Source organism: Photobacterium japonica, assembly GCF_050337005.1.
Lineage (GTDB): Bacteria > Pseudomonadota > Gammaproteobacteria > Enterobacterales > Vibrionaceae > Photobacterium > Photobacterium japonica.
Window position 1 is genome coordinate 1 of sequence record NZ_JAKJSN010000020.1, and the last position, 18,154, is coordinate 18,154.

General features: G+C 46.3%; 17 protein-coding genes. 12 read left to right on the forward strand and 5 right to left on the reverse strand.

Features of this window, described 5'->3' with window-relative positions; genetic code table 11:
• Positions 1-496: 496 nt before the first annotated feature.
• Positions 497-2,584, reverse strand: a complete 2,088-nt coding sequence (locus L4C36_RS08920) for a PAS domain-containing hybrid sensor histidine kinase/response regulator (protein WP_428477456.1) — start codon at positions 2,582-2,584, stop codon at positions 497-499.
• 3 nt (positions 2,585-2,587) lie between these two features.
• The gene (locus L4C36_RS08925; protein ID WP_428477457.1) at positions 2,588-3,766 is read right to left on the reverse strand and encodes an FIST signal transduction protein; all 1,179 of its coding nucleotides are present in this window, start codon (positions 3,764-3,766) and stop codon (positions 2,588-2,590) included.
• A 162-nt stretch (positions 3,767-3,928) separates the two neighbouring features.
• Here L4C36_RS08925 and L4C36_RS08930 point away from each other — a divergent pair, with 162 nt between their 5' ends.
• Entirely contained in the window at positions 3,929-4,660 is a 732-nt protein-coding gene (locus tag L4C36_RS08930) for an SDR family oxidoreductase (RefSeq protein WP_428477458.1), read from the forward strand.
• Between the two features lie 133 nt (positions 4,661-4,793).
• Here L4C36_RS08930 and L4C36_RS08935 read toward each other — a convergent pair whose 3' ends face one another.
• Positions 4,794-5,237, reverse strand: coding sequence for a hypothetical protein (locus L4C36_RS08935; RefSeq protein ID WP_428477459.1), 444 nt, complete (start codon positions 5,235-5,237; stop codon positions 4,794-4,796).
• Between the two features lie 274 nt (positions 5,238-5,511).
• Between L4C36_RS08935 and ccoN the strand changes: the two genes are divergently transcribed.
• The 10 genes from ccoN (at position 5,512) to uspE (ending at position 14,706) form a co-directional block, all read left to right on the forward strand.
• On the forward strand, positions 5,512-6,939 hold the full coding sequence (gene ccoN, locus L4C36_RS08940) for a cytochrome-c oxidase, cbb3-type subunit I (RefSeq protein ID WP_428477460.1): 1,428 nt from the start codon (positions 5,512-5,514) through the stop codon (positions 6,937-6,939).
• A gap of 11 nt (positions 6,940-6,950) precedes the next feature.
• Positions 6,951-7,562, forward strand: a complete 612-nt coding sequence (gene ccoO / locus L4C36_RS08945) for a cytochrome-c oxidase, cbb3-type subunit II (protein ID WP_428477461.1) — start codon at positions 6,951-6,953, stop codon at positions 7,560-7,562.
• 10 nt (positions 7,563-7,572) lie between these two features.
• Complete coding sequence (locus tag L4C36_RS08950) at positions 7,573-7,755, forward strand: cbb3-type cytochrome oxidase subunit 3 (RefSeq protein WP_428477462.1); 183 nt, start codon at positions 7,573-7,575, stop codon at positions 7,753-7,755.
• Entirely contained in the window at positions 7,752-8,732 is a 981-nt protein-coding gene (gene ccoP, locus L4C36_RS08955) for a cytochrome-c oxidase, cbb3-type subunit III (RefSeq protein WP_428477463.1), read from the forward strand. The genes L4C36_RS08950 and ccoP overlap by 4 nt, the downstream gene beginning before the upstream one ends.
• 127 nt (positions 8,733-8,859) lie before the next feature.
• A complete protein-coding gene (locus L4C36_RS08960) occupies positions 8,860-9,351 on the forward strand; it encodes a FixH family protein (protein WP_428477464.1) in 492 nt (163 codons plus the stop codon).
• Positions 9,348-11,756, forward strand: coding sequence for a heavy metal translocating P-type ATPase (locus L4C36_RS08965; protein WP_428477465.1), 2,409 nt, complete (start codon positions 9,348-9,350; stop codon positions 11,754-11,756). The genes L4C36_RS08960 and L4C36_RS08965 overlap by 4 nt, the downstream gene beginning before the upstream one ends.
• Positions 11,749-11,997, forward strand: coding sequence for a cbb3-type cytochrome oxidase assembly protein CcoS (ccoS, locus tag L4C36_RS08970; RefSeq protein ID WP_428477466.1), 249 nt, complete (start codon positions 11,749-11,751; stop codon positions 11,995-11,997). The genes L4C36_RS08965 and ccoS overlap by 8 nt, the downstream gene beginning before the upstream one ends.
• On the forward strand, positions 11,987-12,664 hold the full coding sequence (locus L4C36_RS08975; RefSeq protein WP_428477467.1) for a sulfite exporter TauE/SafE family protein: 678 nt from the start codon (positions 11,987-11,989) through the stop codon (positions 12,662-12,664). Before ccoS ends, L4C36_RS08975 begins: the two co-directional genes overlap by 11 nt.
• Before the next feature lie 75 nt (positions 12,665-12,739).
• Entirely contained in the window at positions 12,740-13,495 is a 756-nt protein-coding gene (fnr, locus tag L4C36_RS08980) for a fumarate/nitrate reduction transcriptional regulator Fnr (RefSeq protein ID WP_428477468.1), read from the forward strand.
• A 272-nt stretch (positions 13,496-13,767) separates the two neighbouring features.
• On the forward strand, positions 13,768-14,706 hold the full coding sequence (uspE, locus tag L4C36_RS08985) for a universal stress protein UspE (protein WP_428477469.1): 939 nt from the start codon (positions 13,768-13,770) through the stop codon (positions 14,704-14,706).
• 174 nt (positions 14,707-14,880) lie between these two features.
• Here uspE and L4C36_RS08990 read toward each other — a convergent pair whose 3' ends face one another.
• Positions 14,881-15,249, reverse strand: coding sequence for a hypothetical protein (locus tag L4C36_RS08990; RefSeq protein ID WP_428477470.1), 369 nt, complete (start codon positions 15,247-15,249; stop codon positions 14,881-14,883).
• Positions 15,250-15,679: 430 nt separating this feature from the next.
• Between L4C36_RS08990 and ttcA the strand changes: the two genes are divergently transcribed.
• A complete protein-coding gene (ttcA, locus tag L4C36_RS08995) occupies positions 15,680-16,609 on the forward strand; it encodes a tRNA 2-thiocytidine(32) synthetase TtcA (protein WP_428477471.1) in 930 nt (309 codons plus the stop codon).
• An 84-nt stretch (positions 16,610-16,693) separates the two neighbouring features.
• Here the strand turns inward: ttcA and L4C36_RS09000 are convergent, their stop codons facing one another.
• On the reverse strand, positions 16,694-17,869 hold the full coding sequence (locus L4C36_RS09000; protein ID WP_428477472.1) for a serine hydrolase: 1,176 nt from the start codon (positions 17,867-17,869) through the stop codon (positions 16,694-16,696).
• Positions 17,870-18,154 lie beyond the last annotated feature (285 nt).

Here is an 18,154-nt window from a genome sequence, read left to right on the forward strand (position 1 = left end):
ACACTGATTGATAGGATTCGTGCAGCATCAACACGTCGAATGCGTTTGGCGCACACATCACGAATAGCGCCAAGGCGAAGGATCTCTTTGTCATTCATGGTTACCAACATCGATTGTTTATCTCATATAGACCAGAACAGAGTCTGATCACCATAGGAAAAACAGGACATTTTCACTTTGCAGAAAAGAAACACTTTAGCTTTGGAGCTACAGCCTCAGTGCATATAATGTATATTATGTTAAATAAGGTACATTAAATCCATAATTAACAGCTAGTTGGTACATTCTTCTTACCATCGTCCTCCCTCTCTCTCTGCCTGACTGCTGGCGTAATTGTTCTATTTAACAGTATTGGCTATTTACCATAAAATAGGTAATTAACACCTCTTTTTAAGTCCTTCGGCAAATGGTCAGTTTGCCTAGTACTTCAAAATATGGTGTTAATTACAAGGCTTGGTATCACCAAGCCTGACGTCTTTTGATTAGATACTCGAACTCAGTGCGTGTTTGTCGCTATCTGAAATTGACTCAGAATGCTGTCGAGTTCTTTGGCCAAGATCGGCTTGGCCAAAAAACCGTTCATGCCAACGTTGAAGTATTCATCTTGATCTGACTTCATGACATTCGCAGTCAACGCAATGATTGGTAAACTCATACCGCTGGCACGCAACGCCTTTGTGGCAGAGATACCGTCCATACCAGGCATCGAAATATCCATGAAGATCAAATCAAAATCACCCAGATGTTGATTGGCCATTTCAATAACCTCATGCCCATTGCTGGCAATTCTCACCTGATGTCCACGTTTTTCCAACATGAGTTTGGCTACCAGTTGATTTGTCGGACTGTCTTCTGCCACGAGTATGTTCATCGGCGTGTTGTGTAACACACACAGTGGTTTTTCATCGGGCTGAATGTTCGGAGATTTCACTTCAATGATCGGAATCATCACGGTAAAACAACTGCCCACACCCAACTGACTTTTCAGCAATATGCGGCCGCCCATTTTTTTGATCAAGTGTTGGCTAATGGCCAATCCCAAACCGGTGCCGCCAAATTGTCGTGTGATACTGCCATCGGCTTGTATAAACGGATTGAATAATGACTTTTGTGCTTCAGGTGCAATTCCAATACCGGTATCAGTAATCGCAATGTGTAAGTTGTTTTCGACGACATCAACATCAACACGCACGCTGCCTTCATGCGTGAATTTAATGGCGTTGCCAACAAGATTAAACAACACTTGTGACATTCTGTTTTTATCACTTATGATGGTTGCAGGCACCAATCCACTCACCACGGTTTCAAGTTCGATTTGCTTTTTGTTCGCTTGCTCTTTTAATTGGGTAACCACTAAATCCAAACTGCTCGATAACGCCATCTCTGCATTAAACAGTTCAAAGTTGCCAGACTCTATACGCGATAAATCAAGAATGTCATTAATGATGGTCAGCAGCAATTGTGCCGACTGATCCATTTGGTTCACCCACGCACTTTGTTGTAAGTCCAAACCGGAATCCGCCAGAATATCCAGCAAACCTAAGACGGCATTTAATGGTGTGCGAATTTCATGGCTCATCATAGCCAAAAATTCTGACTTCGCTTTGTTCGCGGTTTCTGCTTGCTTGCGTGCTTCTTGCAATTCTTCCAGACGTTTCTTTCGGTACGTGATGTCCTTGGCTGTGCCGCGAAACCCAAGGAGTTCGCCATGTTTATTAAAATACGGCGTGCCACTGAAGTTAATCCATAACCCGCCTTCATTCTTGGGTAGCTGCCATTCAAAGTCTTCAAACGTTGTTCGCTGAGACAACACGTTTTCGAGCAATGCAGCAAACTCGGGCTGATCAGGAAAAATATTCAGTATGCTATGTGTATCAATCACATGATTGGCTAAATGTGGTGATGAAATATAGGTAAAGCGGTAATCAGGATCAACTTCCCAGAACCAGTCCCCGACCGTTCTCGCAAAATCTTTAAAGCGCTGCTGACTGTGCGTCAACTCTTGTGTTCGGATTGTCACAAGCGATTGTAAGCGTTCGCGATAATCAATATCGATGATAGCGCGTTCAAGTAACGGTCGAAAACGTTCTAATACACGGCGACAATTTGGTGAAAACTGCCCTTTTTCAGAATGGAAAAATAACAGTAATGCATCGCCTGAACTGACTTTTACCCCCGTTAGCAGCACAGATTGGCAATGTACCAGTAACTCATTAGGTAATGTTTTGAACTCATAAACCTGTTTGGGATCGAACAGTGCGATACTTTCCCCGTGCATAGAACGGATAAACGTATTGCCGATCGGCCATACGCTCGACTCAAAGAAACGACATGTCGTGACCAGTTCTTGTAATGGCGCAGTTTCATCTTCACGCGTTAATACAAGCGCATGTTCAAACCCAATATATTTACGCAGAACGGTAAGTAAACTATTGAATACTTGGCGTTTTGTGTTTGCACCCGCCATCGCGGCCATACCCGCAAGAATCGCGGTGTTTTCATCGCGCAGTTGTTTTTCGCGCTCTTTCGTTCGCATAAGATCAAGCAAGGTTTCTTGAAGTTTTTCAGATTCATAGTTCGCCATGACTTAATCCTTATGGAACAAAACGGCAGAGATCATTAAATTACCGTGTGCATTTTCGCCGCCTTCAAATTGCCCTTGCTCACCAAATGTGAACGGGCCAACAAACGGTGCGTTGTGCATCGCATCGTTCACATGGCCAGCCACTTCATGCATGCGATCTTGCACGCGTAACATACACCCTGCGCAATAAATGGTGATACCGCCAATCGGTTCTAACAGGCTATCTTCTGAATAAATATTACAAGCAGCGTCCACTACCCGACCCGCTCGCGTGATCAATCGCTCATCCGTTCCCTTCATAAAATAAAGCGTCTCACCTTTATGAATGCGGGCGAAAAGCTTGATGCCACCTCGTTGAGTGATCTCTCTTGGGTGTGCCAGTTTGAAATATGGCATGTCGTGCACATGACCGACAACCCTACCAAGCGGGTGTAAACTGCTACTTTTGGCTAAATTAACACCCTGGCTGAGACGTGTATTCATCCACTCTTCATAGACTTCAATCGCGGGGCGACCATCTAGCTCCAGCAGTTCTCTGCCCTCAACCCGTGTTGCTACAGCATGTAATCCAGTGCTGGCGTACCCAGAGTGAAATGAATAACTAACCAGGCATGATGGGTAGATAACACTTAGCCCGACCCCTTCCTGACACGTTTGTTCATGAGTGAAAATTTGCCAATTACCAAGAATATAATCATCCGCCGCACTGCCCCCAATGATGGGAACAGAAATGCCCAGTTCATCATTAATGCCCCGGATGACTTCTTCTTCATCCCCTGGGCTAGCATGCAAAACAATCAATGAAGGTAATTCGCCAGAACGGCCACTATTGGTTATCGCTTTTAATAATGCTTGTTTCGCCATCTCATATTTAGGGCGATGGCTTGAGACAATGGCGCTGCCGTAAGCCCCGTTATAATCGGAGATCGCCCACAAAGCGACCCCTGTACCAAAGTGATAACCGTCATCTGTCATCACACCTTGGCATGACGTGCATCCTAGAATTTGCGCGTAAGGAAATGCGGCAGTAAGCGCCTGCTGAAAGGTATCAACCGCATAGTTCTCGGAGAAGTACACCAAGATTAATTTTGGGTTAGTGATCTTTTGCTGCAGCAAGGCAATCGCCTGTGCAATAGCGCCAGATGATGATGAGTTTGATGAAAAGCTTGTGGATATATCCATTGGAACAAAATGTTTTGTTTATATTTCCATCATCATAGTCGTTTTTTATTGTGAGTTCAGAACTGTCTAAACGTTTTTTGCTATATATCATTAAAGTTATTAGCGAAATGTCCGTTAATGACAGATTACCGAATGAGTTTACACAACATTAATGAGCGCAATATGGAAGCGATAACAAAGCACGTTGTATTGATCACCGGCGGAGCCAGCGGCATAGGAAAAGGGATTGCGAATGCCCTCTCTAAAACCATGACCGTCATTGTTGCCGATCTGAATAAAGATGCAGGTGAACTACTGGTCACAGAGAACCCATTAATCCGATTTAAACACGTCGATGTCTCTGTAGAATCAGAGGTTGAGACACTCATTGAGAGTGTCATTAAGCAGCATGGGCGACTCGATAGTGTGATTAACAATGCGGCGATTGCTGATCCTTACAATGCCCCTTTGGAAACATTAGACATTGCCTATTGGCAAAAGGTCATCGCGGTTAATCTTACCGCGCCAATGCTCGTCACGAAATACAGCGTGCCCCATTTGCGTAAGCAAAAAGGATCGGTCGTGAATATGAGCTCGACGCGTGCATTGCAATCTGAACCCAATACGGAAGCCTACAGCGCCTCGAAAGGCGGCATTGTCGCACTCACGCATTCGCTGGCGGTCAGTTTAGGGCCTGATGTGCGGGTAAATTGTATCTCTCCAGGCTGGATCGATGTGGTTGGTGAATCACTACGTGATGTTGACCATCAGCAGCATTCTGTGGGGCGAGTCGGTGCGCCCGATGACATTGCGGCATTAGTTAAATACTTAATTTCTGAAGACGCGGGGTTTATCACGGGACAAAATTTTGTCGTTGACGGCGGTATGACGACGAAGATGATCTATCGCGAATAACAATACATCACCGAAAGGTATGCGAAAAAGGCTGCATTTAGAGTAAGAGGCCTGCACTTATGCCATAAAAAAAGGGGGTTAGTCATTAAACCCCTACAAAGCATAATGTATTAATTTAACACATTCATTTTATTCATTTTTCAACGGTAAATTTTGCAACAATCACTTCGTCACCTTGGGTGATATTTACCCCCCACTGCATCTGTGAATGTGTGCACTCTGGCACAGTAAATGTGCCTTTCCAACCCGTTGAAGTTTGCTCAAAAGTGACCGGGATCGTGCCCATGAACATCGTCACGCCTTCGACAACTGCACTCGGTTTAACATCTGTGTTATCAAGTTGTAGGACAAGAGGTGTATTTGCCGTCGCTGCCACCGGTGAAAGTGAGATATTTTTATGCTTTTTTCCAGCTTCATCTATACAGCTATCTGCCGTTAACAAGCATGTAAAGGCACTGGAATCTGTGGTTGATTCCTCTTTATAGGTGATTGTTCTCCATACAAATGCAGTAATAAGCACTGCCATTAAGAAGAGGATTTGAATAAAACGCCCTTTAGTGAGCTTTTCTGCAGCCATGTTTTTTCGTGCTTCCCGTGTTACAGAGGTCAAATTTTTCACATAAATGTTGCTTAACCGTAAACAATGTGTGGGCTTGACCCTGTCATTCATATGCCAAAACATATAGTATATGTCGTTGAAAATGCCACTTTTACAACAAAATAGCAATGTAATTGCTGAGCGGTGAGAAAAATCGTTGCAACAATTTCATAAGCTTTGGGTGGCATTGCGACAACTTGTTGTTCGCACAAGGAAAGAGAGTGTAGTTGACAAATAAATTGGAAGCAGCAACATGAGCCAAGTAAAGCAGCTTGAACAAAACTACAACTATACGGTCGTTCGCCAATTCACCTTAGTGACCATACTTTGGGGAATTGTTGGAATGGGCGTTGGTGTACTAATTGCCGCTCAGCTGGTGTGGCCGGCACTTAACTTTGACACCCCTTGGTTGACATACAGCCGTTTGCGTCCCCTGCATACCAATGCAGTGATCTTCGCCTTCGGTACGAGTGCGTTATTTGCTACGTCTTATTACGTAGTACAGCGTACCTGTCAAGCCAGGTTGTTTGGTGGCAAATTAGCGTCATTCACCTTCTGGGGTTGGCAAGCCATTATCCTATCCGCCGCAATTTCATTGCCGATGGGTTGGACTTCGGGTAAAGAATACGCAGAACTGGAGTGGCCGATTGATATCGCCATTGCTGTTGTCTGGGTTGCCTATGCCATAGTCTTTTTCGGTACCATGATAAAAAGAAACACGTCGCACATTTATGTTGCAAACTGGTTCTTTGGTGCCTTCATTTTAACGGTCGCTGTACTTCACATTGTGAACAGTTTAGCCGTCCCTGTGTCAATGGGTAAGTCATATTCAGCTTATTCTGGCGCTGTGGATGCAATGGTACAGTGGTGGTACGGACACAATGCTGTCGGTTTCCTTCTGACCGCCGGCTTCTTAGGGATGATGTATTACTTCGTACCTAAGCAAGCAGGTCGCCCGGTGTACTCATACCGTCTATCGATTGTCCATTTCTGGGCGCTCATTTCTCTTTACATCTGGGCTGGTCCTCACCACCTTCACTACACAGCACTGCCTGATTGGACCCAATCGCTCGGCATGGTGATGTCATTGGTTCTATTCGCACCCTCTTGGGGCGGCATGATCAACGGTATTATGACCTTATCCGGTGCATGGCATAAATTGCGTTACGACCCTATTCTTCGTTTCCTTGTGGTGTCTTTGTCGTTCTACGGCATGTCGACCTTTGAAGGACCGATGATGGCAATCAAAACGGTTAACGCCCTTTCTCACTACACGGATTGGACCATTGGTCACGTTCACTCAGGTGCGTTAGGTTGGGTTGCGATGGTTTCCATTGGTGCGATTTACCACTTAATTCCGAAGTTGTTCAATCAAGAGCGCATGTACTCTATCCGCCTAATCAACGTTCACTTCTGGTTAGCGACAATCGGTACCGTACTGTATATCGTTGCGATGTGGATTTCGGGTGTGATGCAAGGCCTGATGTGGCGCGCAGTCAACACAGACGGCACGTTAACCTACAGCTTTGTTGAATCTCTGCAGGCATCTTATCCGTTCTATATTGTCCGCTTTATTGGTGGCTTGATCTTCCTTTCTGGCATGTTCTTACTGGCGTACAACGCCTATAAGACGATTGCTGCACCGAAAGAAAGTCTAAAACTTACCGAGCAACCGGCATAAGGAGTCCGACAATGGCAAATAATCGTCATGAAATTGTAGAAAAAAATGTCGGCCTTTTAGCCATCCTGATTGTGGTTGCAATCAGCTTTGGTGCGCTGGTTGAAATTACCCCACTGTTGTATCAAGACCAGACGACCGAGCCGGTTGATAACCTGCGCCCTTATACCGCGCTGGAAATGGAAGGCCGTGATATTTACATCCGTGAAGGTTGTAATGTTTGTCATAGCCAGATGATCCGCCCATTCCGTTCTGAAACAGAGCGTTATGGCCACTACTCACTTGCCGGTGAGAGTGTTTGGGAGCATCCATTCTTGTGGGGTTCTAAACGTACAGGGCCAGATTTGGCCCGTGTTGGCGGACGTTATTCTGATGACTGGCACCGCATTCACCTACGTGATCCTCGTGCTGTTGTGCCTGAATCAAACATGCCGGGCTTCCCTTGGTTAGAAGAGAACGTGCTTGACGGTGAATTAACGTCTAAGAAACTCGCCATCTTTAAGAATCAATTTGGTGTGCCATACACCGATGAGCAAGTGGCAAATGCCGGTGAAGCAGTGAAAGGCAAGACTGAAATGGATGCACTGATTGCATACTTACAGTCACTCGGCCATGCAATGAAATAAGGAGATCCCAATGGATATTGGCACTATTCATAGCATTTGGACGGTTGTGTTGTTCAGCAGTTTTATCGGTATTGTCGTTTGGGCATACAGTAAGCGTCAGACATCCCGTTTTGAAGAAGCGGCTAATCTGGTGTTTGCAGATGAAGACAACGATGTGGCAACCAGAGAAAACGACAGGAGCAAGGAAGCATGACTACGTTTTGGAGTCTATGGATATCAATCATCACTATTGCGACGTTGATCGGTGTTGCCGCCCTGTTGGTTTGGTGTAGTCGTGACACCATGGGTGTTGCAGAAGGTGAAGATATGGGGCACGAATACGACGGTATTCGTGAAATCAATAACCCACTACCGAAATGGTGGTCCTACATGTTTTGGGGCACCATTATTTTCAGCGTGGTTTACCTTATACTTTTCCCAGGCCTTGGTAACTTTAAAGGCGTACTTGGCTGGCAGAGTTCGGATCAAACCGTGCGTTCATTGCAAGAGTCAAATGCCTCTATTGCCAATGCGCACAGTGAGAAACGCTTAGATCAGTATGCCCGTGAGTTGGACGAAGCCAATGCGCAGTTTGGTGAAACGTTCAAACGTATTGCCTACGACGCATCCGGTACACAATTACGCCCTATCACTGACATCGCGCAAGATGAAGAAGCACTGAAAGTCGGCCAACGCTTGTTCTTGCAGAACTGTGCGCAATGCCATGCTTCTGATGCGCGTGGCCAGCTTGGCTACCCTAACCTAACCGACGGCGGTTGGCTGTACGGCGGTGAGGCGGAATCAATCAAGACCACCATTATGGAAGGTCGTGTGGGTGTCATGCCTGCATGGATTGGTTCGTTGGGTGCTGACGGTGTGACGGAAGTGACCAGCTATGTACTGAGCATGTCAGGTCGAAAAGTGAATGCTAAAGAAGCCGCTGCCGGTAAACAAAAGTTTGTCGTGTGTGCAGCTTGTCACGGTACCGATGGTAAAGGTAACCCTGCCTTCGGTGCGCCGGATCTTACCGATAACACATGGTTATACGGCGGTTCACGCAGTGCCGTTGAGTCAACCATTATCAATGGTCGCCAAGGTGTTATGCCTGCATGGAAAGATATTTTGGGTGAAGAGAAAATCCAAGTTATCTCGGCCTATGTCTGGAGCCTCAGCAACGACACCAACAAATAGCGTCACTGCAACAAAACACTATTGCGTTCAACGCACACTCAGTCACAACGTTACCGCGTAGGCTGAGACATAATACCTGCCCCTGTTCATCGGGGGCAGTTTCCTCACCGCTTCAAGGGTAATCAATATGGGTAAGCCATGGTATAAGCAGTTTTGGCCTTGGTTCGTTTTTGCCATCCCTGCGACATCAATCTGTTACAGCTTAACGGCTGTCTATATCTTCTCTTTAAACAAAGTTGATCTTGTCGCTGAAGACTATTACAAAAAAGGGAAAGCGATTAACTTAGACCTTTCTCGCCTTCGTGTGGCTGATGCATTACAACTGAAAGCGAAGGTTTCAGTGCAAGATAACGATATCGCCATCATGTTCAATAAAGGGGAATTAACCACCTACCCTAATTTACGGGTGACGTTCACTCACCGCACCTTGCCCGATAAAGATTTCACCCAAATGATGAGTGCCGATCTGTCTGGTAACTATCGCTTTGCATCCACAAACCAATTAGCCGGTCCATGGTTTGTCGAAGTAGAACCCTTTAATGGCGACTGGATGTTGCAAGGTCGTGTGAACCTGCCGACACCCACCCCGATTTCGTTGTACGGGCAGAGTAAGGAATGACAAAAGACTGTTATCACTGTGGTGATCCTGTTCCTCAGGATTACCATCATCAAGTAGAAATCCTTGGCCATCAACGCGATATGTGTTGCCCCGGCTGTGAAGCGGTCGCACAGACCATCGTTGCCAGCGGCCTCACCTCCTATTATGAATTTCGAACCGCCCCCGCGGAAAAAGCCGACTTAGTCCCGCAACAACTTCAATCGCTACTGCTCTATGATCATGAAGAAATTCAGCAAGAGTTTGTTCGTGATAATGCAGATCACAAAGAAGCCTCTCTCTCTTTAGACGGTGTATCTTGTGCGGCTTGTGCGTGGCTGATTGAAAAACAGCTTAAGCGTGAAGCAGGCGTCGTGACGATTCGCGTTAACACAACTACGCATCGCGCCTTGTTAGTGTGGGATCCTGAACAGACCAAATTGAGTCATTTGCTCAGTGTGATCCACCGTTTAGGTTATAAAGCCGCACCGTTTGAAGCCGATGCCCAAGAACAGCAATATCACCGCACCATGAAAAACTACCTCTATCGATTAGGGATAGCGGGTATTGCCACCATGCAGGTCATGATGCTGGCTGTGGCGTTATATTTCGAAATTTTTGGCGATCTTGATGCTGAATTCAAAAACTACCTACGTTGGGTCAGTTTAATTTTTGCTACGCCTGTGCTGCTTTACTCTGCATTGCCGTTTTACCTGAATGCATGGCGTAATTTACGTGCACGCACCCTCGGCATGGACGTGCCCGTTTCGATTGCCCTACTGTTCGCCTATATTGCCAGCCTGTATGCCACCGTGATGGAAAAAGGCGAAGTGTTCTTTGAATCCATTTCCATGTTCACCTTCTTCCTTCTATTGGGACGATTTTTGGAAATGCGCGCAAGACGCCAAGCCGCGGCCGCCAGTGCCAACCTGTTGAAACTGGTACCTGCGATGGCAACTCTTGTTGACGGCTCACAGGTTGCAGCAAAGACATTAAAAGCAGGTGACGTTGTCACGGTTTTACCTGGCGAGAGTTTGCCGGCGGATGGTGAGATCCTACAAGGCCAAACCGCAGTCGATGAATCCATGCTGACCGGTGAACCGATGCCTGTTGCACGTATCGAAGGGGATCGTGTTTTTGCCGGTACCATCAATGGCGACGGCAACATTACTTTGAAGGTCACACATGACCGCAATCATTCATTGATCTCCAACATTGTGCGTCTGCAAGATGAAGCACAAAGTTCAAAACCCAAAGTGGCTGAGATTGCTGACATTGTGGCGCGCTACTTTGTGGCTGCCATTCTCGTTATCTCTGTCTGCACGTGGTTGTACTGGTATCAACATCGTCCAGAGGATGCCCTTTGGATCACCTTGGCGGTATTAGTGGCAACTTGCCCGTGTGCCCTTTCATTAGCAACACCAACCGCACTGACTTGTTCCACATCCAGTCTGGGGCGATTAGGTATATTGCTACGCCGCGGCCATGTGCTTGAAACCCTGTGTAACGTGAACCAATTGGTGATTGATAAAACAGGCACATTGACCGAAGGCAACGTGCGACTCATGGAAACCTACCTTATCGACACACAAGCTGCGCCTAAATGGAAACGTGAAGACGTGCTGGCCATCGCCGCAGAGCTGGAACGCTTTGCCAACCACCCCATTGCTCGTGCGTTCAATCCGTTTAGACACACTGATTTTCAATTTGAAAGCGTAGAAAACATCATCGGCAGTGGCTTAAAGGGTTGGCGTGATGGTCAGGAATGGCGGATCGGCAAAGCCGACTTCGTGTTGGCTGAACACCCCAACCGCGAACAACAGCTTTCAGACTGTGATGAACGTTATCAAGTGTGGCTCAGTTGTGATCACCAACTTGTCGCTGCGTTTTTATTGGATGATCCTATTCGTGACGACAGTGCAGAACTTATCCAGCAATTTCAAGCGGCAGGCATCGATGTCACCATGTTGACGGGAGATCATTCCGCGTCCGCCAATACCGTTGCCAACGCATTGGGCGTGAACGAATTGGTTGCCGGTGCGTCACCAGAAGGAAAACTGGCCTATTTGCGTGGGTTACCGAAAGATAAAATCGCACTGATGATCGGGGATGGCGTGAATGATGCGCCAGTATTGGCAGGAGCTCACTTGTCCGTGGCGATGGGCGGAGGTACGGATGTCGCGAAATCCTCCGCCGACATGGTGCTGTTGGGTGATCATCTCTCACGTATTCTGCAGGCAAGAAAACTCGCATTGAAAACCCGTAAAATTATTCGAGAGAATCTGGCATGGTCGCTGGGTTATAATTTGATCATCCTTCCCTTAGCCGTCGCGGGCTTTGTGGCACCTTATATCGCCGTGGTCGGTATGTCGGGAAGCTCGATCATTGTTGTGTCAAATTCTTTAAGGTTATTAAAAGATAATGTCTAGTCTTTACTTATTAATACCTATTGCGATCATTTTTGTCTGCATTGCGGTCGGCATATTCTTGTGGGCTGTGCGCTCTGAGCAGTTTGAGGACCTCGAACGCCAAGGCTATGACATCCTGTTTGATGAAAATGAATCTCAACCGGAAGCATCAACAAAACCGCCGTCATCTTCAACAACAGAACGCACATCCGAAAGCTCACCCGAGCGTGCATCAACAGGCACCTCACCCAATGAACGTTGATTTTTACGCCGCGTTTGTGATTGGCCTGATGGGCGCCGGTCATTGTTTGGGAATGTGTGGTGGTGTCGCAGCCGCTGTCACATTGGGTATGCCTGGTGATCAGCAAACACGGCGTTGGCCCTATTTGCTTTGTTATAATGCAGGTCGTCTGTTCTCTTACATGATTGCAGGTGCCGTGATTGGGGGGGCGTTCGCGGGCGTGGCGAATTACGGTGGATACACGTCATCACTGGTGGCATTGCGCTTACTGGCAGCGATAATGATGATTGTATTGGCATTGTATATTGGCCAATGGTGGCAAGGGATCAGTCAAATTGAGCGTTTGGGCCAAGGCTTATGGCGCCGATTGTCACCCGCCGCACAATCATTACTGCCACTGCGCTCACCGCTTGCGGCGTTACCGTTTGGGGCGCTTTGGGGATGGCTACCGTGTGGTTTAGTGTACTCAACACTGACCTGGTCGGCCGTGTCCGGAAGTGCCGTCGCCGGTGCGGGTGTGATGCTCGCGTTCGGTTTGGGTACCCTGCCAGCGATGATCGTGGTCGGTAGCATGGCACAACAACTGCAAAAGTGGTTGCGCAACCTTTACCTAAAACGTGCGAGTGCCTTGCTGTTACTGGCCTATGGGGTTCATACTGGTTATATCGCAATCAAACAAATAATGTAGTCATTTTTAATACTCGTCATAATGATTCATATTATGTTAAAATATTGACCTACATCAAATTGGTTAGACAGGCTTATGATTTCAGACAAACTTACAACCAAACGTATCCAATCTGGCGGGTGTGCGATCCATTGTCAGGATTGCAGTATCAGTCAGTTGTGTATCCCATTTACGTTAAATGAGTCTGAGTTAGATCAACTGGATCAAATTATTGAACGCAAAAAGCCAATCCAAAAAGGACAAGAGCTTTTCAAAGCCGGTGATGAGCTAAAATCACTTTATGCGATCCGTTCAGGCACCATTAAAAGCTACACCATTACTGAGCAAGGTGATGAGCAAATTACTGCCTTCCATCTCGCAGGGGATCTTGTGGGCTTCGATGCAATCAACGATATGATGCATCCAAGTTTTGCTCAGTCCCTAGAAACGTCAATGGTGTGCGAGATCCCTTTTGAAATTCTCGATGATCTGTCAGGGAAAATGCCAAAGCTACGTCAGCAAATCATGCGCCTGATGAGCAACGAAATTAAAGGTGACCAAGAAATGATCCTGCTGCTTTCTAAAAAGAATGCAGAAGAGCGTTTAGCGGCGTTCCTTTATAATCTTTCTCTGCGTTTTTCTCAGCGTGGCTTCTCGCCGAGAGAATTTCGCTTAACAATGACACGTGGCGACATTGGTAATTACCTTGGCTTAACGGTTGAAACGATCAGTCGTTTATTGGGTCGTTTCCAAAAGTCAGAGATGTTAAGCGTAAAAGGAAAGTACATCACAATCCTTGATCATGAAGAACTCGCAAAACTGGCTGGTGTAAATAAAAACACTATCGCCTAACCGTTGATGCATCGAAGTATCTTCTAAAAAAGTGGTATATGCCTTGAGCTATATCACTTTTTTTGCATTTAAAGAACAAAACCCCTCCCCTGGGGTTACATAATGCGTTAATGTTATAACTATTGAGTCGATAGCATTTAACACGCCATAGTGGTGTTAACGTGTTGATTTACTGAAAACCTTCAGATTTCTCACCAAAGAAAACCTAAGCGTAAAGTACGAGAAAGAGAAGCGGTTTACTGTGTCAACACTGTTTGTGTAAGGGGGCAATTATGACCAAGTATAAGAATATTCTCGTCGTCGCTGATCCAGCGCAAGACAAGCAACCCGCACTATCGCGCGCCGTCCAAATTGCACGCGTGTCTGACGATGTCACCATCACCATTTTCCTTGCGATTTATGATTTCTCCTACGAGATGACTTCGATGTTATCCGCCGACGAGCGCCAAGCAATGCGCCGTGGTGTGGTGATGCAACGCGAATCATGGCTCAAAGACATTATTCGTCCTTATGTAGACGATGGGATCAAGATAGATATCACTGTTGTTTGGCATAACCGCCCTTACGAAGCGGCGATCGCTGAAGTCTTCAGTCAGCATCATGATCTGCTCATCAAAGCAACACATGACCACGATAAAATTGGCTCAGTCATCTTCACCCCAACCGATTGGCACCTTTTGCGTAAATGCCCATGTCCGGTATTGATGGTGAAAACGCATTCTTGGCCAGCTAACGGCAAGGTACTGGCCAGTGTCAATCTTGCTGCCGATGATGAGACGCACGAACAACTCAACAATTCCATTGTGGAAGAAGCAAAAGACATGGCGGAACTGCTGGGAGCAGAAGCTCACCTCGTTAATGCGTACCCTGCCACGCCGGTGAATATCACCATCGAGTTGCCAGAGTTTGATCCAGCGTCATATACCGATGCGGTACGTGGGCACCACCTGAAATCTATGAAAGCATTACGCCATCAGCATAGTTTGCCAGAAGAGCAAACTCATGTATTAGAAGGATTACCGGAAGACATCATTCCACAAGTAGCAGAAGACTTGGATGCAGGGTTAGTGATTCTTGGGACAACAGGCCGAACGGGATTATCTGCCATTTTCATTGGTAACACCGCCGAGCACACTATCGATAGCTTAAATTGTGACTTGCTCGCCCTTAAACCAGAAGGCTATATCAGCCCATTAAGTCCGAATTTGTAAATCACCGCTATAAGCGACCCCTATGTTACGTTACCTGTGTGTGTAACATATCGCGTCATGCACAATATGTATTGAAGAAGCCGACCTCCACAGCGATTCAATAACGTAAAAAGCCTCTAACTAGAGGCTTTTCTTTTAATCATCATCGGCTAATCACGCTTGATCGCATCACGATCAGAATTGTACAGACTTCACCGGCTGAACTTTTTTACTGCGCGGTTTTTCTTCTGCATTCGCTAAAGCTTTCACCGTCGTTGTCACGTACCACTGCTTTTTGATTTTATCACAATACTTACGGTTGATACCGCGTTTGGTCCACTCGCTCGCAATGGCTGCACGCGTATGTGTCGCCTTACGTCCATACGCATACGTGTCACAAATTTCCATATTGCTCATTTGCTGCGGCGTTTTGGTTACCTTGCTGCTGCGTAAGCCCAAAGCTTCTGCTTGCATCGCAGAACACCCCGAAAGTAGCAGCACGGAGAGTAAAATGATCGCCGGTTTCAATACGGTGCCGGAATAAGATGGCATTGATGGGAACATGTGTGTTGTCTCTCCTTATTTCATTGAGGTCGATTATAACCAACTGTTTTTCAATGCCAATAGCCACGCGTGTTGATGGAAGGGATTTCATGTTCTGTTCGCGTACGTCATGCAATTTTTCACACCACGTCACACCCTTCAGCGCATTGTCGCTTATCGTTGCCTCACTTTATGCGGCAAGGTCGGCCGTAGGCATGGTATTCATCACGGTTTCTCCTATCGCCCTCTGTGTCTCTATATTACTTTTTTAATCTAAATTCGCGGTTTTATATCAAAAGATACTAGCATCTACGTTGCTAATCCGTATCATACACGCCACTAACTTTCTGCCGGATCTATCACGGTAGCAAAAGTCCCTTATTTCTGAACAAACAGAATGTGGTGATATTACGCATCACGGCAAGATCTGTTTTTCAAAGAGAGATTGAGAATGAGCGATACTCAAGATTTGACCAAAGCGCAACAGTACAACTTTAACAAGCTGCAGAAAAAACTGCGCCGTAATGTCGGTAACGCGATTGCAGACTTCAATATGATTGAAGAAGGCGACCGTATTATGGTTTGCCTTTCTGGCGGTAAAGACAGCTACACGATGCTAGACATCCTGAGCAGCCTACAGCGCAATGCGCCTGTTAATTTTGAGCTTATTGCGGTTAATCTTGACCAAAAGCAACCAGGCTTCCCTGATCACATTTTGCCTGAATACCTTGATTCACTGGGCGTTCAATACAAAATTGTGAACGAAGACACTTACTCTATTGTTAAAGAGAAAGTGCCTGAAGGTAAAACCACCTGTTCACTTTGCTCACGCCTACGTCGTGGCATTTTGTACCGTACAGCGAAAGAGCTTGGCGCAACGAAAATTGCACTGGGTCACCACCGTGATGACATGCTAGAAACCTTATTCCTAAACATGTTCTATGGCGGCAAGATGAAAGGCATGCCACCGAAGTTAGTTTCTGACAATGGCGAGCACGTTGTGATCCGTCCGCTGGCATACTGCCGCGAGAAGGACATCGAACGTTTTAGTGAGATGCAGAACTTCCCAATCATCCCTTGTAACTTGTGTGGTTCTCAGCCGAACCTGCAACGTCAAGTGATTAAAGAAATGCTTCGCGGTTGGGATAAAAGCCACCCTGGCCGTATCGAGACCATGTTCACTGCCATGCAGAACGTTGTACCGTCTCACCTTGCTGACTTCAATCTGTTTGATTTCAAGAGTATTGATAAAGATTCTGGCGCAATTGACGGCGGTGACATCGCTTTTGATAAGCAGGAGATCCCTGTTGCTCCAGCGGCAGGTGACGAAGTGGGCGAATTTGTTCCTGGCGAACAATTGGATATCGTTCAGATCAACTGATTCGCATCCTGCTATCCCCTAAAACACAAAGAGCCGCACACTGCGGCTCTTTTCTATCTTTATGTGTTCGGTATCGACACGGTCTTAGTTGAATAAGCTCAAGAAGAACATCTTGATGTAATCCACTAAACGACTAAACAATCCGCCCTGCTCAACAGACTCTAACGCCACCAAAGGCACTTCTGCGACATCGGTACCGTCAACTTGATAGAAGATCTTACCGACCACATCACCTTTGTTGATTGGCGCCATCAAATCACTGTTGATGGAAACGCCCGCTTTCATATTCTTTGCGTCATTGCGTGACACTGTCACATAAGTATCGGCATTCGTTCCCAATGAAATGGTGTCGGCGTTGCCCATCCAGATTTGTTCGTCAAGCAACTCATCGCCTTTCTTATGCGGTGATACCGTTTCAAAGAAACGGAAACCGTAATTCAACAACTGCTTACTTTCTGCTTCACGGCTTTTGGTGCTGCTTGAGCCCATAACCACCGAAATTAAGCGCATGTCACCTTCTGTTGCTGAACTGGCCAAACTATAGCCCGCCCCGCTGGTAAAGCCGGTTTTCATGCCATCAACATTCAGGCTGCGATCACCCAACAAGCCATTACGGTTACGCTGCGTGATATCGTTGTAAGTAAACGAACGTTCACTGTAAAGGGAGTAGATATTCGGTAAATCCGTAATCAGTGCTCGCCCAAGCAACGCGATATCATAAGGGGTGCTGTATAAGCCATTGCTGTCTAAACCATGGGGGTTAGCAAAAGAACTGTTATCCATCTTTAGCTTTTTAGCCCAAGAGTTCATGAGGCTAACAAACGCGCCTTCTGAACCGGCAACGTGTTCAGCAATGGCCACGCTGGCATCATTGCCTGATTGAATGATCAAACCACGATACAGGTCCATCATGTTCACTTCAGTATTGACCTCAATGAACATTTTCGATGAATCTGGGAAGTTACGTGCCCAAGCATTACGGCTGATCACCACCAAGTCATCTTCATTGATGTTGCCGCTTTTCATTTCTTGGCCGGCCACATAGCTGGTCATCAGTTTGGTTAAGCTGGCGGGATTAAGCTTGTCATGGGCATTTTTAGCCACTAAAACTTTACCGGTATGGTAATCCATTAACACATAGCCTTTTGCGCCCAATTCAGGGGCATCAGGGATAACTGTTGGCGCAGCAAACGCTGTCGCCGAGAACAATGCGGTGCCCGCGACTAGCGTGCGAAAAGGGGCATTCCATTTTTTCTTCATATTACTCGCCGTCAATGGTGAATCTCTAAAGCTATATAGTTTAAAAGCAGTATATCCAAGACAAACAGTAAATCTTGTGACCTTTACGAAGTCTTACGTTATTGTAAGATTCGTTACAACTCACTTCACTGGAAGTGTGATTTTCAACGCAGGTTTCAGACTCATGGCCTGTTTTCACTGGGTTTTATCACAAATGCATTGGGCTTGGCCATTAGGTGTTGCGTATTCGTTAAAAGATTGCAATGCTTACTACTGTAAAATACCAATATGCATCAATACACTGGT